The 18,944-nt window shown below is 54.3% G+C and carries 16 protein-coding genes; 4 read left to right on the forward strand and 12 right to left on the reverse strand.

All coding sequences use genetic code 11. From position 1 onward, the window contains the following. Positions 1-171 precede the first annotated feature (171 nt). Positions 172-2,136, forward strand: a complete 1,965-nt coding sequence (locus AAFM46_RS11960) for a DUF6541 family protein (protein WP_343317986.1) — start codon at positions 172-174, stop codon at positions 2,134-2,136. Positions 2,137-2,644: 508 nt separating this feature from the next. Here AAFM46_RS11960 and galE read toward each other — a convergent pair. Beyond that, complete coding sequence (galE, locus tag AAFM46_RS11965) at positions 2,645-3,661, reverse strand: UDP-glucose 4-epimerase GalE (protein ID WP_343317987.1); 1,017 nt, start codon at positions 3,659-3,661, stop codon at positions 2,645-2,647. Positions 3,662-3,953: 292 nt separating this feature from the next. Here galE and AAFM46_RS11970 point away from each other — a divergent pair, with 292 nt between their 5' ends. After that, positions 3,954-5,252, forward strand: coding sequence for an ISL3 family transposase (locus AAFM46_RS11970; protein ID WP_343317988.1), 1,299 nt, complete (start codon positions 3,954-3,956; stop codon positions 5,250-5,252). A gap of 221 nt (positions 5,253-5,473) precedes the next feature. Continuing rightward, entirely contained in the window at positions 5,474-5,812 is a 339-nt protein-coding gene (locus tag AAFM46_RS11975) for a hypothetical protein (RefSeq protein WP_343317989.1), read from the forward strand. Positions 5,813-5,870: 58 nt separating this feature from the next. On the opposite strand, the gene AAFM46_RS11980 is transcribed toward AAFM46_RS11975, so the two are convergent. After that, a complete protein-coding gene (locus tag AAFM46_RS11980) occupies positions 5,871-6,989 on the reverse strand; it encodes a glycosyltransferase (protein ID WP_343317991.1) in 1,119 nt (372 codons plus the stop codon). Positions 6,990-7,437: 448 nt separating this feature from the next. On the opposite strand from AAFM46_RS11980, the gene AAFM46_RS11985 reads away from it, so the two are divergent. Continuing rightward, positions 7,438-8,400 (forward strand): hypothetical protein, encoded by a 963-nt coding sequence (locus tag AAFM46_RS11985; protein WP_343317993.1) that lies wholly within the window; start codon positions 7,438-7,440, stop codon positions 8,398-8,400. 28 nt (positions 8,401-8,428) lie between these two features. Here AAFM46_RS11985 and AAFM46_RS11990 read toward each other — a convergent pair whose 3' ends face one another. From AAFM46_RS11990 to AAFM46_RS12035, 10 genes are all read right to left on the reverse strand, one after another. Continuing rightward, positions 8,429-9,877 carry a lipopolysaccharide biosynthesis protein gene (locus AAFM46_RS11990; protein WP_343317994.1) on the reverse strand — a complete coding sequence of 483 codons (1,449 nt, stop codon included), beginning with the start codon at positions 9,875-9,877 and terminating at the stop codon, positions 8,429-8,431. 80 nt (positions 9,878-9,957) lie between these two features. Next, the gene (locus AAFM46_RS11995) at positions 9,958-10,338 is read right to left on the reverse strand and encodes a DUF2304 domain-containing protein (RefSeq protein ID WP_343317996.1); all 381 of its coding nucleotides are present in this window, start codon (positions 10,336-10,338) and stop codon (positions 9,958-9,960) included. Between the two features lie 4 nt (positions 10,339-10,342). Next, positions 10,343-11,008: a glycosyltransferase family 2 protein gene (locus AAFM46_RS12000; protein WP_343317997.1), complete on the reverse strand. Its 666-nt coding sequence runs from the start codon at positions 11,006-11,008 to the stop codon at positions 10,343-10,345. Between the two features lie 66 nt (positions 11,009-11,074). Beyond that, positions 11,075-12,238 (reverse strand): glycosyltransferase, encoded by a 1,164-nt coding sequence (locus AAFM46_RS12005; RefSeq protein ID WP_343317998.1) that lies wholly within the window; start codon positions 12,236-12,238, stop codon positions 11,075-11,077. Continuing rightward, on the reverse strand, positions 12,235-13,230 hold the full coding sequence (locus AAFM46_RS12010; RefSeq protein WP_343318000.1) for a Gfo/Idh/MocA family oxidoreductase: 996 nt from the start codon (positions 13,228-13,230) through the stop codon (positions 12,235-12,237). Before AAFM46_RS12010 ends, AAFM46_RS12005 begins: the two co-directional genes overlap by 4 nt. Before the next feature lie 2 nt (positions 13,231-13,232). Further along, positions 13,233-14,324, reverse strand: coding sequence for a DegT/DnrJ/EryC1/StrS aminotransferase family protein (locus AAFM46_RS12015; protein WP_343318002.1), 1,092 nt, complete (start codon positions 14,322-14,324; stop codon positions 13,233-13,235). After that, on the reverse strand, positions 14,321-14,917 hold the full coding sequence (locus AAFM46_RS12020; protein WP_343318004.1) for a DapH/DapD/GlmU-related protein: 597 nt from the start codon (positions 14,915-14,917) through the stop codon (positions 14,321-14,323). Before AAFM46_RS12020 ends, AAFM46_RS12015 begins: the two co-directional genes overlap by 4 nt. 53 nt (positions 14,918-14,970) lie before the next feature. Then, positions 14,971-16,398, reverse strand: a complete 1,428-nt coding sequence (locus AAFM46_RS12025) for a hypothetical protein (protein WP_343318006.1) — start codon at positions 16,396-16,398, stop codon at positions 14,971-14,973. Next, positions 16,398-17,306: a glycosyltransferase family 2 protein gene (locus AAFM46_RS12030; RefSeq protein ID WP_343318008.1), complete on the reverse strand. Its 909-nt coding sequence runs from the start codon at positions 17,304-17,306 to the stop codon at positions 16,398-16,400. Before AAFM46_RS12030 ends, AAFM46_RS12025 begins: the two co-directional genes overlap by 1 nt. A 21-nt stretch (positions 17,307-17,327) precedes the next feature. Continuing rightward, entirely contained in the window at positions 17,328-18,617 is a 1,290-nt protein-coding gene (locus AAFM46_RS12035; RefSeq protein ID WP_343318010.1) for a nucleotide sugar dehydrogenase, read from the reverse strand. Positions 18,618-18,944: the final 327 nt, after the last annotated feature.

Here is an 18,944-nt window from a genome sequence, read left to right on the forward strand (position 1 = left end):
GTGATCTGGATGAATCCCGCGGACTTAACCTTCGTACGGCGGAGCTTATGGACGTTGCTTTCATCGAACTAGCCAAATAACCGTAATCTGGCTTGTTAGACTCATAGCGGCCTGCGATTTGTCTCGGGGCATCAACGGGCGTGCGCCCCCACAGGAGAGCACTAAAAAATCATGACTTGGTTTGACACCCTACCAACCCTTCTGGCCGCGGCGGCCCTCATTTTTCTTCCCGGAGCCATTCTCGCCCGGATCCTAGGCGCACGCGGAATCACGTGGTTGGCAGTCTCTGCGCCGCTCAGCATGACATTGGTGGGTGTTGGTGCGATCGTAGCGCAACTTGCGCATGTACGGTGGACTCCCGTCATCTTTTTGGTACTGTCGTTACTGACATCGGCCGGGTCCTGGCTCATCCGCTACTTCATGGAAATTCGGCAACGGCAATCACGCGCACCATTGTGGGTTCGGTCCCCGAATGCAACTATCGCAGGACTAATCGGCGGCTTGTCAATGGCTGCGGGCATCTTAAGCTGGCGCCTTAGTCGAGCATTCATTAGTCCGGAGAATATTTCTCAAACGTACGACAACGTTTTCCACTTGAATGCCGTGCGGTTCATCATAGACACCGGTAACGGGTCATCGCTCCATCTGGCCAGCCTAGACCCCTCAGGTACGGGATCGTTCTATCCAGCCGTTTGGCATGACTTGGTCGCATTGGTCTCTCAACTCTCCGGAGCGTCAATTCCGGTAAGTCTCAACGCGACGAACATGCTCTTGGCTGCCGTTGTATGGACAATCTCGGCAATGTTCCTCTCATCTCGCGTACTTGGCAGTCGTCCCGCGGTCTATCTGGCGACTGGAGCCCTTGCCGGAGCTTTTAGCGCATTTCCATATCTGTTATTGGAATTCGGTGTTCTCTACCCAAACTTCCTAGCGATCACACTATTCCCTGTAACTATCGGTCTGGTCGCGGATGTCCTCCGAGTTTCCAAGCATTCGCATCACGGCTGGATTCGAAGCAGTATCCTGCTCTTGGCGATCCTTCCAGGAGTTGCGCTGAGCCACCCGAGCATCGCCATCGTATTGGGAGCTTTCGTCCTCCCTGTTCTTGGGTACTGGCTTTACAAACGATTCCGGGCCTATCGCGACGGTGAGCTTCCCTTTATCTGGTTCCTGACAGCAATTTCGGGCCTCATCATTTACATAGTTGCGCTCCAGTATGTGTGGGAAAGGTTCCGTCCAAGCGAAAAGGCTTCTTTCTGGCCACCTAGGCAGACAATCGCACAGGCGCTGGGCGAAGGCTTTATCAATGCCCCCATGGGCAGCCCAATTTCATGGGTGCTCGTCGCATTGACTTTGCTGGGAGTCTATGGCATGCTCCGCGGCAATCAGGACATTTGGCTTATAGGGCTGCTCGCCGTCGGAATCGCCTTGTTTGTAGTAGTTTCCGGCTTCGCCAAGGGAGACTTTAGGTCTTCGATAACTGGAGTCTTCTACAACGATAGCTACCGGCTTGCTGCGTTGTTGCCTGTTGCAGGAATCGCGGTTACCGTCTACGGATCTGTCTGGATTTTCGACTTGCTGTGCAGCAAGCTGCAGGATCCGCCTCTGCACGGCAGAACACGGCCATGGTTGGCCGCAATGACCGCGGGAACCATTGGGGTGGTCGGTCTGAGCTTAGTCACCCAAGATAACTCGGTGGACAACGCCGTCAGTAAGGCCCGCAGCAGCTACAACATCACAGCGAACGCTCGTCTGCTGTCCACGGATGAAGCTGCCCTCATTGAACGAGCTGACCGTACGATCCCAACCGGCGCTACAGTAATCGTTAATCCAAGTACAGGGGCGTCGCTGGTCTACGCGTTGGAGGATCGCCGAGTGCTTCTGCCGGCCGTTAGCTCTACCCCTAGCCCGGAAGTTTCCGTCCTGATCAATCACCTGTCTGATCTTAAGAAAAATCCTGAAGTCTGTGCCGCAGTACGGAACCTTGATTCTTACTACATCCTAGATTTCGGCAACAAGCAGATCAACAACATGAAAAAACCATTTCCAACATCAGAAGAGTTGGCGGCGACGCCAGGCCTCACCCTGATCGATCAAGAAGGTCCGGCAAAACTGTACCGAATTGATGGCTGCTAACAGCCATTAGAGAGCGGGCCCCAGTTATCTTCGTTTGAATCGAGACCTTGGGCAGGGACCCTGCCACAAGCAGTCTCAGGTATCAGCCCCAATAGTGCGCTAAGTCTGGCCCTACTATTCTATTCCGTGTATCCAGCTTGTCATTGGACTAACAAACTATTTTTCGTTGCCATAGGATCTGAATGATTCTATGGCAACGAAATGCTCGGTGTGAGGCTGGCTGTCTACGAATAATGGAATACAAATCGTTGGTGTCAGCGTGCCCAGCAAAACAATGCCATCTTTACCAAACTACCTACCGGCGCTACTAATGGATTCCGTGATTGGGCTCCCAGCGTCCTTACGCAAATGGCTGTACATCAAAAGCTACGGAACTGAGGGACAGCGTCCAAGCCCCCTAAATCGTGAATACGCATCGGCCGTTTCTCTATGCAATGGTCCCAGACACCACGAAGTGTCCGGAACCATTTAGCCACCGAACTACGACGATTGGATGCCGGCAATCGTTCTAGGATTCAGAGTATCCTTGAGGATTGTCGAACTGCCAGCGCCAGTGATCTTCGCACATCCGTGTAAGACTGCGATGCGCAGACCAGCCCAAGTCGGCCAAGGCCGCCGATGGATCGGCATAACTCACTGCAGAGTCTCCCGGGCGGCGGGGTGCGAATTCAAATGGTACAGGCTTGCCTGCTGCATCTCCGAACGCCTTGATGACCTCCAGCACTGACGATCCGGTGCCGGTTCCGAGGTTCCAGCGGAAAACGCCTTGGTGCGAAGGCAAGTAGTCAAGCGCCGCTAGGTGCCCTGCGGCTAGGTCCATGACGTGGATGTAGTCCCGCACCCCCGTGCCGTCAGGCGTTTGGTAGTCGTTACCAAACACCATGACCTTTGCTCTGCGTCCCACGGCAACCTGTGCAACAAAGGGTAGGAGGTTGTTCGGTACGCCTGCGGGGTCTTCACCAATCCGGCCCGACTCATGCGCACCCACCGGGTTGAAGTACCGCAGGAGTGCAACGCGCCAGGTGGGGTCGGCCGCGCCTAGATCGGTCAAAATATCTTCGATCTGTTCCTTAGTACGCCCATAAGGATTGGTCGCGTCCAATGGCATCTTTTCGATCAGGGGAACTTCTTCGCTAGCCCCGTACACGGTTGCAGAAGAGCTAAAAACGATGGTCCGCACACCGTGTTTATCCATAGATGCCAGGAGGTTCAAGGTGCCGACAATATTGTTCTGGTAGTACCGCAAAGGCTCTGCCACTGATTCACCCACGGCTTTGAGACCGGCAAAATGGATAACAGCATCAAAGCTACCTACGGCAAACAGAGAATCAACTCCCCCCGCATCCAGCAGGTCCAGCTCTTGGAACACTGGGTGTTTGCCGGAAAGCTCCTCGACGCGCTTCAGCGACTCAACAGAGGAGTTTGCCAGATTGTCCAAGACGACGACGTCGTGCCCAGCCTCCAGCAAGCAGAGGACTGTGTGTGACCCGATGTATCCGGCACCGCCGGTAACCAAAACTTTCATGGACTCTAGCTTATATGGATAGCCATGAATGCACAGGCAACTTAGGCTGGGTCTCCGTCACGCAGCGGCCACCTCTCACTGGCTTAGGAACATTGGGCAGGCCCATCCCGTATATTGCAATGTGAAAAATAGATACGATCAGCTCATGTTGACTAGTAAAGTGGCGGTTTTGAGTATATCGGCTCTCCGTGGTTCGTGGCGAATTCTGGTTTCGTGTCCTTGAACAGAGGTGGCGCGTAGCCCTGTTGTGATGGATGTTCTGACGCATTCATCTTTGACAGGACTACGAGCCTTGAACGAGCTTACTTTGGTGCACCTTGATGCTGCCACCACGATCTTCAATCTGGACGATTACCGTGTACTTGAAACCCAGATCCTGAGTTTTGGCCAACGAAGAATTCAGATAGCAAGCACCGCCGAATCCGGGTGTCCTGGCTGCGGGGTCATTGGCACCCGTCGCCATTCTGGCCGGCAGCAACGAGTCAAGGACATCCCCATCGCCGGTCCGGTGGAGGTTGTTTGGGCCAAGCGGCGACTGTTCTGCGACGAAACATTGTGCCCTCGCAAAACGTTCTTTGAAGCCACGATCGAGGTCCCGGCCAGGGCACGCACCACGAGCCGACTCCGTAGTGCTCTCGTGCGAGCAGTCATTGACTCTGGCCGCGCCGCAACAGAAACCGCCACTGCCCACGGGGTGTCGTGGTGGTTGGTTCAGAAGGCGTTGAGTGTGGCAGCAACCAAACTTCCCAACGTCGATCTGCTGCGGCCAAGGATGCTCGGCATTGATGAACACCGCTTCCGATCCGTCCGCTTCTTCAAGAACACAGAGACCAACGCGTGGCAGCGGATTGAACCGTGGATGACGACGATTGTTGACCTGGATACCGGGCAGATCCTTGGTGTTGTTGACGGCCGAGACCACACCGGGGTCGGTGCATGGCTCATCCAGCGGCCCCTGGAGTGGCGCCTCGGCGTTCAAGTTGTCGCGATCGATCCCTCAGCAGCTTTTAGAAAAGCGCTGCGGATGTGGCTGCCCCGCACCGCCGTTTCCGTGGATCATTTCCACCTCATCCAGCTCGCCAACCAGGCGTTGACAGAAGTCAGGCAGCAGCTTTCCCATCAGGTGCGTGGGCGTCGTGGCCGAGCCGTGGACCCAGCCTGGGCACACCGAATGCTGCTCCTACGAGCCGGTGATTCACTTTCCGAGCCAGCCCGGGTGCGGTTGGAGAAGGTCTTCGCCACCGACGATCCGACAGGGAAACTCAAGACCGCGTGGGACGTAAAAGAACAAGTGCGAACACTGCTGCGCACGGGGTCGTTGGAGGACGCCGAGATCGCTAAAGACCACCTTGAACGCCTCGTCAAGGAATCCAACCAACCTGAGACGACTAGGCTTTGGCGGACCATTTGCAGGTGGTGGAAAGAGATCGAAGTCCTCATCGTCACCGGCGCCACCACGGGAAAAGTAGAAGCCAACAACACCAGCATCAAACACATCAAGCGGACCGGCCGGGGCTTCGTCAATAGCGCCAACTACACGACTCGTATTATGCTCAGGAGCGCCGCCAGAACAGCGGTGAATCATCCATGACAATAGTGGATTTCACCACGAACCGCGGAGAGCCAGTATATCGGCATGCAGCGCTCTTGTTTTTCAGCCGTGTGTCCGAAACGTAGCCCGATTCATACTCCGCTCCAACTGCTACCGGTACCATTGCACGCGCTAGCGGCGTACCTGCAACAGCTGAGCGCATCTACGAGCTCCTGAGCGACGAGTCTGGCTTTGGTGGCGCGTGGGTGCATGACGTCGGCTTGACCCATTTAGCAGTACAAACTGGATATGTCGACGACATCAATATTCTTTTAGAAGAAAACTTTTCCGGTCAATATATGATACTGCCCGTTGCGTTTTCCTATAAGAAACTACAGACCCGCCGCGACGGGATCTCCCGGCAGGTAATCTGCCTCGTTTCAGAGCGGGTGAAATTGATGGAATGGGACCCAGACATTAGGCACAACATCATCTGGGTATCGGTCGTGGATTATTCGGACAGCAAGGCGGCTTTGGTTCGTCAAAAATTTGGTCAAGACATCATCGTCAAAGCTTATTTGACTGATGGTGGCAAAGAGGACTTATTCATGGTCAAATGAAAGACTTTTCCTTGGCAGCAATCACTTTTCTACTCATCGTACCGGCACAGCCAAGCTTCTAGTCTGCCAACACGTCGTTGTAGAAACCGTCCAATTGTTGGCAGCTCAGCTGAAGCGAACGCTCATCAACGGCGAATCTGCGTGCAGCCTCCCGAGTCCTGATTTGTTCACTACGTGAAAGTTGCAGAGCTTCGGTGAGGGCGTGTCCCAAATTGGTTATATCGCCCTCTTCAACAAGCGTGCTGGCTTCAGAAGAAACCATCTCAGGAATACCACCATTTGCGTAGCCCACTACTGGGAGACCACAGGCCTGAGCCTCTAGGTTAACCAACCCTGCCGCCTCGGTCCACCCATTATGCAGTTGACTAGCAGACATAAAAACAGTGGAACTCTGCAAAAGCTGCCTAATCTGACTGCGGTCCTTGCTCCCCAGCACTTCAATGTGCTGGTAACTGAGAGCTTCACTGCGAAGTTCTTCAACAAGTGGGCCGCCTCCAACCATTATCAACTTATGAGCGACGTGCGAATATGCTTGCACAGAAGCTAAAAAAACATCACGGGCGCCTTTGGCAATACTGTGGTTGCCTACGAATAGCACTTGAGGTTCAGCATCGAAGACCTCTAGCGATCCGGGAAAAAATACGTCCGTATCGATGCCCTGATAATGAATCTCAACCTTTTTAGGATCAGCTCCAGCCGTCATTGCCTTATCCGCTAGATATTTACTGACAGCCAAAACCCTCTTGCTCTGCTTCAGTGCATTACTAACACTGCGTCTATTCCGCTCGGCCATCGGAGATTGAAGACCACTAGACATCAGGTGAACATCAGCCCCATGAACTGTCACGATCAGGGGGGCTGACGTGGCCCTGCTGGCTGACACCGCTGCATTAGACCACGTGGCGAAATGCTGGTGAATCACGTCGGGGTCAAAACGTCTGATCTGTGCCGCCATTCGCTTTTCAAACAGGGGCATGAACATATTCTTCCGATCAAATCCCAGCAGATTACCACCCGGGGTTGCCTGCCTAATCACAAGCTCAGTTACACCAGTCGCAACATTCGCGTTCAAGGTAAAGAATTGGAAATCGTGCTTGTCCTTCATACGTTCAGCATGCGTGATGGCAAAATATGTCGGCGGGACTTGCAGGTTGCCCTTGGCAATGGCAATTTTCAAAGGATCATTCTACTTTCGGTACTAGTGATCAAGTGCACTTAACAGAAGGCACCCTATGATCCGCAAAAGCAAGCCCAGCCCCTCGGCAACGTTCTGAATTCATTCATGGCTCTAGGTGGAGCAAAATACATTGACTCTGGGCCCGGGTGAGTTGAAGTAAGCTGTAGCGAGACAATCGCCCGACATGGCCAGTTCCAAAATAACGCCAGCATGAACCTACTCGCCATGCCAGTCAATCACATCCTGAAGGACTCCGATGCAGCCACAGATCCTGTGCATTTCGTTTTCAGACATCAACGCTGATTCCCGTGTTCTGCGTCAACTGGGAATCCTTGCCGAGTTCGGTGAAGTGACTACTCTGTCGTATGGCTCAATACCTGCCAACGCCACGCGTCATCTTGAGGTTGATTCTTCACGGCCTTCTTTACCTCAAACTCCATTGGGTGTAATGAATCTCGCACTTAGACGTTTCGGATCAGTGATACTTGCGGCACCGGCTGTTCAACAGGCCCAAGAATTGGCCACGGGTAAACGCTTTGACCTTATTGTCGCCAACGAGGCTCGGGCCCTGCCACTTGCCCACGCACTGGCTGCAGAGTCCACACCCAAGACCCCAGTTTGGGGCGACATGCATGAGTGGGCTCCCGAGGAACGAGCCCACGTCTTGTCATGGAAATTGCTAGTCAAGCCATTCATGACTCATGTCTGCAAAGTATATGTGCCCCAGACAGACGCGCTCACGGCAGTAAACGGTTCCATCGGCGCCCTCTATGATCGAGAATTTGGCGGAACGGCTAGAACTGTTCGAAACGCAGCCGCACACCAGCCGCTTGAGCCCTCAGCTATGAAAGATGGTGTGATCCGACTCGCGCACAGTGGCGCTGCTGTACCAGGGCGAAACCTTGAAGGAATGATCCAAGCGGCCATTGCCCTTGGCGATGGCTACACCTTGGATTTGTACTTGGTCAAGGCTCGCGATGGCGGCAAGTATTGGAATCACCTCCGTGAAATCACATCGGGAAACAGCCGAATAACCTTCCATGAAGCTGTTGCTCCAACCGAACTTGCACAAACGCTGAACCACTATGACATTGGAGTCTTTAGCTTGCCTCCACAGACAACCAACCACAGACTTATGCTGCCAAATAAGTTCTTTGACTTTGTACAGGCCCGGCTAGCAATAGTTTTCAGCCCCTCACCCGAGACTTCCTCTCTCATCGAAAAGTTCGACCTCGGAAGAATCGCGAATGACTATTCCCCTGAGGCACTCGTGGCGGCCGTACGTTCCATGACACGTGAGGATGTCCAGCGGTTCAAGAACAATTCCCACAAGTCAGCTGGCGCACTGTCATCCGAGGAAGACGAGCAGGTCGAACGCACTATCCTCCGTGAACTGCTCACCAATGCATAACGCCTGCGTGGCAACCCAGCAAGGACCGTCACGATGCCTTCCTACCTACTCTCAGAAAAATGATGTCTGATCGGCAGATCAGCAGCCACAGACCGAGGAATGCCACGGCCATTGCCACTCCGGTCCAAAGCGGCGGTGTGAACAAGAAGTTATAAAGAATTCCAGCCGACATTAGTGCAATCCCCATCAGCATCCGCCCAACAAGGTACTTCCAAGACTGCGAATCCAGTTTCCAGGCCATTGCCATGATCCCGACAGCAGTGCCCGTGGTAGCTACGAGGTAGCCACCCGCGATTCCTGCCACACTGTAGGTAGGGGCGAAAAGTACCCAAAGCAATGCTGCCACGGCTAATCCTCCCGCAGCTGTGAACGACACCCGCCTTGCACCCGTGATTCCCGAAGAATTGAGTCTGTTGACACACGCCACCGGCAAAGTCGTCATCATGACTGCCACCAACATGACCGGCAAAAGATTTGCGGCCCCGGCAAATGCATTGCCATAGAGCACTTTTAGGAGCAGCGGGCTGCCAAGTGCCAGGCAGCCGAATACTGCAACCATGGATATTGCAAGGCCCCGAGTAACCAAATCGGTTTGGCGTCTGAGCGATTCGTTGTCTCCACGGCCCCCGGCCTCGGCCATCGCTGGGAAAAGTACTTGGCTCAAAGTCCTAGCCAGCATCGTTGCGGGCGTCGCAAGGCTCAGTGCAGCGGCATACAAACCGGCTTCATGCTCTGTTCCAGCCAGCTTGGCACCGATCATGGAAAGCTGCAGTAGGCCGGTGCTAGAAAGTGTTCCTAATACCCCATAGCTGACGAACTTGTTCATGTCCGCCAGCAGTTTCTGATCCAGTGGATGCTTTGATTTCCGCGGCCAGCAAATCACACCGTAGAGCCCGTATGACAGCGCCAGAGGGAGCAGAAGTACCGCGTCCCATCTCATGGCAAGCACTAGGACTAGCATCACCACTGCCAAAACTGCGCCGACAACATCCCATGTCGCCGCGCGGACAATTTGGCCGGCACCATACTGCACGCCACGGCTAAAGGACCAGCAGGCATACCCGATCAGTAGAGCCCCGGCACTCAACGCAGTGCCGAGATCCGTGCGGAGTAGGGTCAGGGAAACACCCACGGTAGCGAGTCCGAGGACTGCTGCTGCAGCAAGCATCCGCCGTCCGAGGTATGTGGCGACTGCTTGCGCTCTTTCCGGGCTTCCTTCACCCCGCATCTGCGCCACAAAACGCGTGGCTGCCTGGCCTGCTGAGGTGGGCCACAGCAGGCTGAGCAGCAAGGCTAGGGACATAGCTGAGTTGACCGCTCCCAATGCAGCCACGCCGAGGATGCGGCCCATCAGTACGTTATACAGAAACCGCACCAAACCTTGGGAGAGGCTTCCAGCCAACCCCGCCATTCCGCGAATCTTAATGCTGTAGGGCTGATCTCGTGTAACATCGGTTCGACCAAAAAACTGGGACACCGCCAACCGCCTCTTCATGCGTTTACTTGTTGATTCAAGCTAAGGCGGACAAAATAAGCTTGTACTTTACTCGAACACATCTAAGACTTCGGATGGCCGTCTTCGCGGGATTGGGCCGACTCTTCCCACGGCCGGTGTGCCTCATCGAGGGCGATTCTCCTAGAAAGCAACGTCAGGGAAGTCTCCAAAACTCGGAATCGCTGGTAGGTCGTTGCCATGAACACCAAAAAACTGACGATCAGCGCATAGAGTACGAGGTCCGTTCCACGTCCGATGCCAAAAAAATTGGCAATGCTGGTTAATATCGCTGGGAAGAATACGGAAAAAGCAGCAACGAGGGCAAAAAGCATCAGCATGATGCGTCGAATCGCGAGGTGACGGGCGTTTGAACCACCGCGCATCAACGCAAGGGACACCAGTACTACGGCAAGGATAAGAACTATCTGGACAATTATCTGCACTTGCTCACCTAAGGAAGAGATCCGCGAGGATGTTGACGGAGTTGAGCAGCGACTGCCCCTTGGACCGGGAGTAGTCCGTATAGATGATCTCTACGGGATGCTCAACCCAGACCGGCTTTATGACCGAAAGCTGGTTGACCAGTTCCGAGGCATGAGCCATCCGGTTCTGGGTCAGGTGAATCTTCTTGGCAAGTGCCGGGCTGAAGACTCGTAAGCCATTGTGGGCGTCGGTCAATGGCATTCCTGTGGACCACCGTGATTGTATGGCTGCGACCTTGAGTACCAAACGCTTTGGTTTGGAAACAATGGTCCGGTCGTCGAGGAACCTAGAGCCAAGGACAACTTGTGCCTCGCCTGACAAGATTCTTGCAACCATTTCCTTTGCGTCCTCGACACGATGCTGGCCATCCGCATCAAAGGTCACAATCGCGTTGACCTCTGGGTCTGAAAGTGCATATTCAAGACCAGTCTGTAAAGCTGCACCCTGCCCTAGATTTACCGGGTGCTGAACAACGACAGCGCCGGCGGCTCTGGCAACTTCCTGCGATCCATCATTACTTCCATCGTCGATGCATACGACGTTGGGGAAATCAGGAAGGAGCCCTTCGATGACTTTACCAACGACTGTTGCCTCGTTATACATCGGTATAACTATCCAAGTGCGACTCACAAAATCAGTATCCCATAGTGACTAGTTCGAATAACGGCGTCCACGCAGGTGCGCGAAACAATGTTTTTAGGTATGCGCTGCATGAATGACAGCTTGTGCGCCCGTTTGCGCGACAGCTGCCAATGAATGGTTCTGTTCAACCCATTTAGACAGTTCTGCCCTACGCTCACCTGAAACGGGATTCTCAATAGCCTGGACCATTGCTTTGGCCACTTGCTTCACGTTCCAGTCACAGCCTATGCCAAGGTTGTTCAAAGTGATGATTTCATTCAGCGGGCCCACTCCGGCGTAAATAGAGGGTGCGCCAGTTGAGAGTCCGGCCAGTGCTTTGGTTGCAAATGCAAAGTCGTATCCCTTGCCCGGCCTGACTGAGGCCAGATTGGCCAGTGAACTGCGTGACCATTGGGCCACGACTGCCCCGGCAACGGGTTCGTTGAATACGATCTGACGGTTACTGTCCTTGACTTTTGCCTTTAGAGCATCAAGTTCAACGCCTTGGCCGAACATCATCAAGCGTACTTCAGGGTGCAAATCCATGATGGATAGGAAAGCATCGACAAAGATGCCCGCGCCTTGAATCTCAGACATAGTACCGGCGTAGACGAAGTACTTACCTTCCGAAGATTTGTTGTCCCCTTGTAAGGCGAAGGTTTCTGTATCTACGCCTGTGCCCACATTGACGATGTTGCCGATCCTGCCTGTCAAGGCAGCAACTTCCTGCTTAACGCCTTCCGAGACTGCCAGGATACTTTTTGCCCGTTTGAGTACATACCGTTCCAGCCCGGTTAGGACTTTCAGTACCGGCCCTCCAATGCCGATGCCCTTAGCAGCTGATGAAGAGACATCAGCTGAGAAGTACACAAACGGGGTCCTCTTCAGTGCAGCTACTAGGGAAACCATCAGCCCCGTGGTGGGCGGGGGTTCGACCACAAATACATCAGACTTCACGCTGAATAGGAGTCTAAAAAATACTGGGATGTCGAAACTCATGTACTGGATGTAGCCACGAACGTTACCCCCGGCATCTCGCAGGACAGGCCAGCGACGAACCGGGTAGCGGCTGGCCTGAACCTCTGTCCCTTTAGGAGGCTTGGTTGAGAAAACCTCCACGTCCGCACCAGCAGCTGACAATGCCTCGGCTAGGGCCTTCAAACGATATGCAGCCGCGCCTACTTCAGGAGCAAACAGCCTCGACACAATGATTACCCGCGGGGTCTTTGATGCACTCACGGAACAGCAATTCTCACATTCTGTCCCAAGCGTGCAGACTCAAGCACTGCTTCAGCAACAACGAGTGTGTCTTGGCCCTCTGCCATGGTCACAACATCATTTCGCAATCCAAGGACTGCATCCCTAAAAGCTTCGTGTTCCGTACGAAGTGGCTCCGGTTTGGCAATCGCCGGCCGTGTTACGTTGCCTTCTGACACGCCACGGAAGGCCCCAATGGAGTCCCATTCAGTGGCCACCGTCCCGTTCTCGAAGAAGGTTAGGTCGGCCGTGACCGTGTCGGCCACAAATGCACCCTTTTCACCGGTGACGATCGTCAGGCGCTCTTTCATGGGTGAGAGCCAGTTGACGAGGTGGTTGGTGATGATGCCGTTCTCCAGTTGTCCCGTGGCCGCCACCATATCTTCGTGGGGACGCCCGCTTCGTGTTGTGGTCTGGGCAAAAATTGACTCGAAGCGACTGTTTGCCAGCCAAGCTGTCAGGTCAATATCGTGGGTGCCAAGGTCTTTAACAACGCCTACATCGGCGATACGGGCGGGGAATGGCCCCTGGCGGCGGGTTACAATCTGGTAGACCTCACCCAATTCACCGTCAGCAATGCGTTTGCGAAGGGACTGCAGAGCAGGATTGAATCGTTCGATATGGCCGACAGCGCCGACCAAGCCCTTCGTAGCAAAGGCTTCAACGAGGCGCTGTCCGGCTGGGACACTCGCTGCAATGGGTTTCTCGACAAGAGTGTGAACTCCGGCCGCGGCCAATGCCAAACCAACTTCCTCATGCATGCCGGTGGGCACGGCAGCAATAGCCATGTCGATACCGGCGGCAATGAGTTCCTCAACGCTTCCCAGAACAGGCAGTTCCTTTGCAACACCGTGAGGATCACCGTAGGCGTCAGCGACTGCCACCAGATCAATGCCCTCAACTTCACGGATGACCCGGGCATGGTGGCGCCCCATCATTCCCAGGCCGATTAGGCCTACTCGGAGATTAGCCACCCTTATGCACCAGCCTTCACGATTGTGTTGACGGCTGTGACGATGCGCTCGAGATCGTCCTGCGTCAATGACGGATGGACTGGCAGGGAAAGGACCTCCTTGGCCGCGATCTCGGTGTTGGGCAGATCCTCAGTGCGGTTAAAGGACGGCAGTCGGTGGTTCGGTACCGGATAGTACACGCCGGAGCCGATGCGGAACTCAGAGCGCAAGCGAGTGTGCAATTCGTCGCGGCTTTCGGGCACGCGGATCGTGTACTGGTGGTATACGTGCTCCGCTCCTTCAGCAACCTTGGGTGTTCCCACACCTTCAAGGTTGGCGGTCAGGAACTCAGCGTTGTCCTGCCGCTGCTTGGTCCAGCCCATGACCTTGGTCAACTGCACACGGCCAATTGAGGCGTGCAAATCCGTCATGCGGTTGTTGAAGCCCACCAATTCGTTCTGATACTGCTTTTCCATGCCCTGGTTGCGCAGAAGGCGCAGGTTCCGTTCCACCGTCGCGTCCGAGGTGGAGACCATGCCGCCCTCACCGGAAGTCATGTTCTTGGTGGGGTACAAGCTGAACATGCCAAACTTGCCGAAGGTGCCAACTTTTTTGCCGTTCAAAGCCGCACCGTGGGCTTGGGCTGCGTCCTCGTATAGGTCAATGCCGTACTTGTCTGCCAAGGCCGCGAAGGCATCGGCTGCGAAGGGGTGTCCATACAGGTGCACAGGCATGATGCCCTTGGTCTTGTTTGTGATCAAGGATTCAACATGAGCTACGTCCAAGGCGTAGTAATCCAGCTCGATGTCCGCGAAGACGGGAGTGGCTCCAGTCAGGGCAACTGAATTTCCCGTAGCAGCAAAGGTAAACGATGGAACGATTACCTCGTCTCCTGGCCCAACACCCGAAGCCAAAAGGCCGAGGTGCAGTCCCGAAGTTCCCGAGTTGACTGCCACGCTGGCTCGACCATCAAGGAGTACATTGGAGAACTCAGTCTCGAAGCTGGCAACCTGCTGGCCTTGTGCCAACATGCCTGAGGCCATGACGGCATCGACCGCGGCACGCTCCTGGTCACCAATGATGGGTTTTGCTGCGGGGATGAAGTCCTGGCTCATGCGTTGTCCTCTGCCTCTTTCAGGATGTTTAAATTCTCAATGTACTTTGCTCCGGTTTCGGGACATACCCAGAATCCTTGTTCTTCCTTCAACGGGAAACCTGCCTTGCCAACCCAACCCACTCGTCTGGCGGGGACGCCTACCATCAAGGCGAAGGCTGGGACATCCTTGGCTACTACAGCACCGGCCGCAACGGTGGCCCATCGCCCAATCGTGATAGGAGCGATGCACACGGCACGGGCGCCAATGGAGGCACCGTCCTCAATCGTTACGCCGACAGGTGTCCAGTCCTGCGTGCTCTTCAGGGAACCATCCGGACTGATAGATCGCGGGTATGTGTCGTTCGTCAGAACCACGGCAGGGCCAATGAAAACTCCCTTGCCCAGTACTGCCGGCTCATAGACTAGGGCGTAGTTTTGAATCTTGGTATTGTCGCCAATTTTGACGCCACTGCCAACATAGGCGCCACGGCCAACGATGCAGTTCTTGCCAAGAACAGCGTCTTCGCGCACCTGGGCGAGGTGCCAGATCTTGGTGCCTTCTCCGAATACGGCCTCAGCCGATACGTCAGCACTGGTTGCAACAAAATTCATGCCCGGTTCCTTCCAGGGGAGTGTCGGATGGCTGGTGTTGATGCCATCGAGTTCTAGTTCCTCGTTGCTTCAAGTCTCGTGGTGTGGCCCAGCTCATCCGCAGCAGCTTTGGTCAAGGCTGTCCTAACAAGCTTATCCTGCTCGACAAATTCAGGTGCAGTCTCAGGTACCTTCCTTAAGGCCAGCACAACTGCCGCAAACGTCAGCACTCCTATGGCCGACGGAATTCCGCGATACGTGAAAAAGGCATGGATCTGCGAATGGTTGCTCAGAACCTCGTACCAAACAAAAATGATCAAGGCAGGCAAACTCAGCACTAACCAGAAAAGCAATGTTTGCCATCCATTCCGCTTACTAGCCACCCCAAGAAATATGATGATCGTCAAGGCGCAAATAGCAAGTATGAGAATTGCAGTAGGCATGAAATTTACCCAATAATTCCAATTCGCTGCAGACGGCGCAAAAATTGACTTGTCCACAGTTTTGTATTCCCCTTCTGTTCGAAAGTCCACTGTTTTTCTGACATTCTTATATGTAGTTCGCATACCCAGGAACAACGCCGCAAACGCCCACCTAGATGCCCAAGTACCTGCAAAAGCTATAATCCAAGCACCAGTAGCAAGCGCACCACTTAGCAAAACATATTTCACTCTTCGAGTCTTTAGATATGCAATTGCAACAACGACTGCAGTGCAGAAGGCCCACGGAATGGCAGGTGTAGTCAGCAAATCCATGTAGCAAAACAGGGCAGCTGAAAGACCAACCCCGAATACCATGGCTTTGATTGATTTTGAAGCGGCCCATGCCGTGATCGCTGTGCCGAAAAGAATTACTGAAATCGAAAGAGACTGACTGAACGAAGTCGATGGTGTGGACATCAAATTTGTGGCTAGGATCAGTGGACCTAATAGTCCCACCGCTGCCCACTTGCTGGTCCGTCTTGCAAGGGTGGCGAAGGAAACAAGAAGTCCAGCCACCAGCAGGGCCCCGGCAACTACTCTCATCCCTGACAGCCCAACGGTGGCAATGATCGGGCGGGTAATAACTGTATAGCCTGCCCAGTACCTGTAGTACTCACCGACCTGAGCAGGATCAATCCTCCCAGTGGCGGCCAACTCCAAAATTTGTTTTTTGCCTTGCTGGCAGCTTCCTATTCGAGGCATAACGATTGCGCGCTGGAAGGCATTCTTATCGATTGAACCTAGCCCTGTGCCCGCAACTACGCATTCGGTAAAGGTATCTGAAGTCCCGCCCATTCTGTCTGCGGCTCCTGAATACCCATAGGTACCCTTTTCCGCCGCTTGGGCAAGATTATCGATGATCGGCTTGTCGGGTACAGCTTGGCCGACAATCAGAAGTCCAAAGAAAATTATTTGGAGCGCTGCAGCAGCAGCAATGAATGTGACTGCAGTGCGCCTAACATCTTTCCATGTGAAAATCGAGTTGACATTTCCAGTTTTGAGATCAGTGGACGTTTTCACTATAGTCCTGGTGCAGGAAAGGCTAGATAAGCAGTTCGGATACCTTCTTGTCTAACTTTTCCTAAACCATCCAAGATAATTCCGATCATATAAGTCAGCACTGACAGTAAGATCAAGGACGATGCCAACAGGGCGGTGGGCAATCGCGGCACGAGGCCGGTCTGCGCGAAGTCAATAATCACGGGAATACCGAACGAGACCCCGGCAAGAAAAAGAATGGACGCCAGAATGCCGTTGAGGAACAAGGGCCTTTCCGATTGCGCAAGTCTGCCGATCATCCCTAGTATCCTAAGCCCATCATGGTAGGTGCGAAGCTTGCTTTCGGTTCCAGCCGCCCGGTCTCGAAACCCAACTGGAATTTCAAGCTGCGGAAGCCGTGCATTGATGGCATGAACAGTGAGTTCAGTCTCAATCTCGAAAGCCCGCGAAACGGCAGGAAAAGATTTGACGAACCTGCGGGTGAATACCCTGTACCCACTAAGCATGTCACTGACCGGGTAGCCGAATATCCTGCTCACTACCTCGTTAAACGCTCGATTGCCAAGTTCGTGGCCGGGCCTGTAAGCAGACTCGGTTTGTTGGGTGCGAACACCAGTCACCTGGTCATATGGCCCATCCATGAGCGCCTGAATCATGACAGGAGCCAAAGCCGCATCATAGGTGTCATCGCCGTCAATCAAGAGGTATACGTCTGTGTCCAGATCAGCCATTGCACGGCGCACCACATTGCCTTTGCCCTTGAGGGATTCATACCTCACATGCGCTCCGGCAGCGCGCGCCACCTCATCAGTGCCGTCCGTGCTGGCGTTGTCATAGACGTAAATCTCAAGATCCGGAACTGCGGAACGAAGTTCCGCGACCACTTTGCCGATAGCCGCGACTTCATTGTGACAAGCTACGATAGCCACTTTACGCAAATTTGTCAATTCTTATGCCATACCAATGACTCGGTACGTTATGCCATCCCACTTGTCGGCGGAGCTCACACGGCGGCCGTCGATAAACGTCTTGATGCCGGGCAGGCTCGCGGGGACGAGCTCGCGGTATTCTGCGTGGTCCGCTTGAACAACGGCTGCGTCTACTGGCTCGCCCAAGTGGTAGGGGATAAACCCGAGCTTGGTCAGCTCTTCGTCGGTGTACATGGGGTCGTGGACTAGAGCGGTTGCACCACGTCGATTGATAGCTTCAACGGCGTCGAATACACCGGAGAACGCAGTCTCCTTCACTCCTCCCCGATACGCCGCACCCAGAACAACAACTCGCGCTCCTGTAAGTTCACCGTAGGCCCCTTCCAGCAGCCCGATAGTGTACTCCGGCATGTCGGCGTTGGCGGCACGTGCTGCGCGGACAACAGTAGCCTCCGGATCATTCCACAGGTAAAGGCGAGGGTATACAGGGATGCAATGCCCACCTACAGCTATGCCCGGCTGGTGGATGTGGCTGAAGGGCTGAGAGTTCGAGGCTGCAATGACCTGGTAGATATCAATACCGGTCTTTGCCGCAAAGCGGGCAAACTGATTGGCCAAGCCAATGTTCACATCTCGGTAAGTTGTCTCGGCGAGCTTGGCCAGTTCCGACGCTTCGGCAGAGCCTAAGTCCCAGACGCCATTGGCCCGGTTCAAATCAGGACGGTCATCAAAGTCCAAAACTGACTCATAGAATTCCACTGCCTTGGCTGCACCCGCTTCGGAGAGTCCACCAACTAGTTTGGGATATTTGCGCAGATCCTCAAACACGCGACCGGTCAGGACGCGTTCGGGAGAGAACACGAGGTGGAAGTCCTTGCCCTCTACCAAGCCTGATCCTGATTCCAATGCAGGCTTCCATCGGCTACGTGTAGTCCCAACGGGCAGAGTTGTTTCGTAGGCAACCAAGGTGTTGGGCGTGAGGTGGCGGGCGAGTTCGGCAGTCGCCGTGTCCATCCAGCCAAAGTCCGGGTTGGCGTCCTTGTCAACGAACAACGGTACGACCAACACCACAGCGTCGGCACCGGGAACAGCGTCGGCGTAGTTAGTCGTCGCACGGAGCTTTCCGGCAGGAACCAACTCGCTTAGCTTTTCCTGCAGATGGGCTTCGCCGGGGAAGGGCTCGGTTCCAGCATTGATCAGGTCGACAACAGTCTTGTTGACGTCGACGCCGACGACTTCGTGGCCCTTGGAGGCAAACTGAACAGCCAACGGGAGGCCGATTTTACCGAGTGCGATGACAGCAATCTTCACTTTTGTAGCCTTATCTTGAGAGCATTCTTCAACTAGGAGGGCTGCATATTTTGCCCATACCCAGCTAGTAGAATACCGGATTTCAATGGATTCTTGGCGCAAAGCGACCCAGAACACTTTCGGCAAAGGTCAAACCAACGTATCACGCAGGGTTTCACCCTGCTTGCATGAGTCCTACGGTGCAAGGCAAGTAAGCCAAGGCAAGTAGGCCGTTGTCGCTCCTCTGCTCAGTCCGCCAAAACAACAATCCCGGGGGACGAAGATCACAGCGCCATCCGATTCCATGAAAACTCAAAGCGGGTAGACTATCCCCTTCGACTAGAGCGA

The sequence above is a fragment of the Arthrobacter sp. TMP15 genome, assembly GCF_039529835.1.
Lineage (GTDB): Bacteria > Actinomycetota > Actinomycetes > Actinomycetales > Micrococcaceae > Specibacter.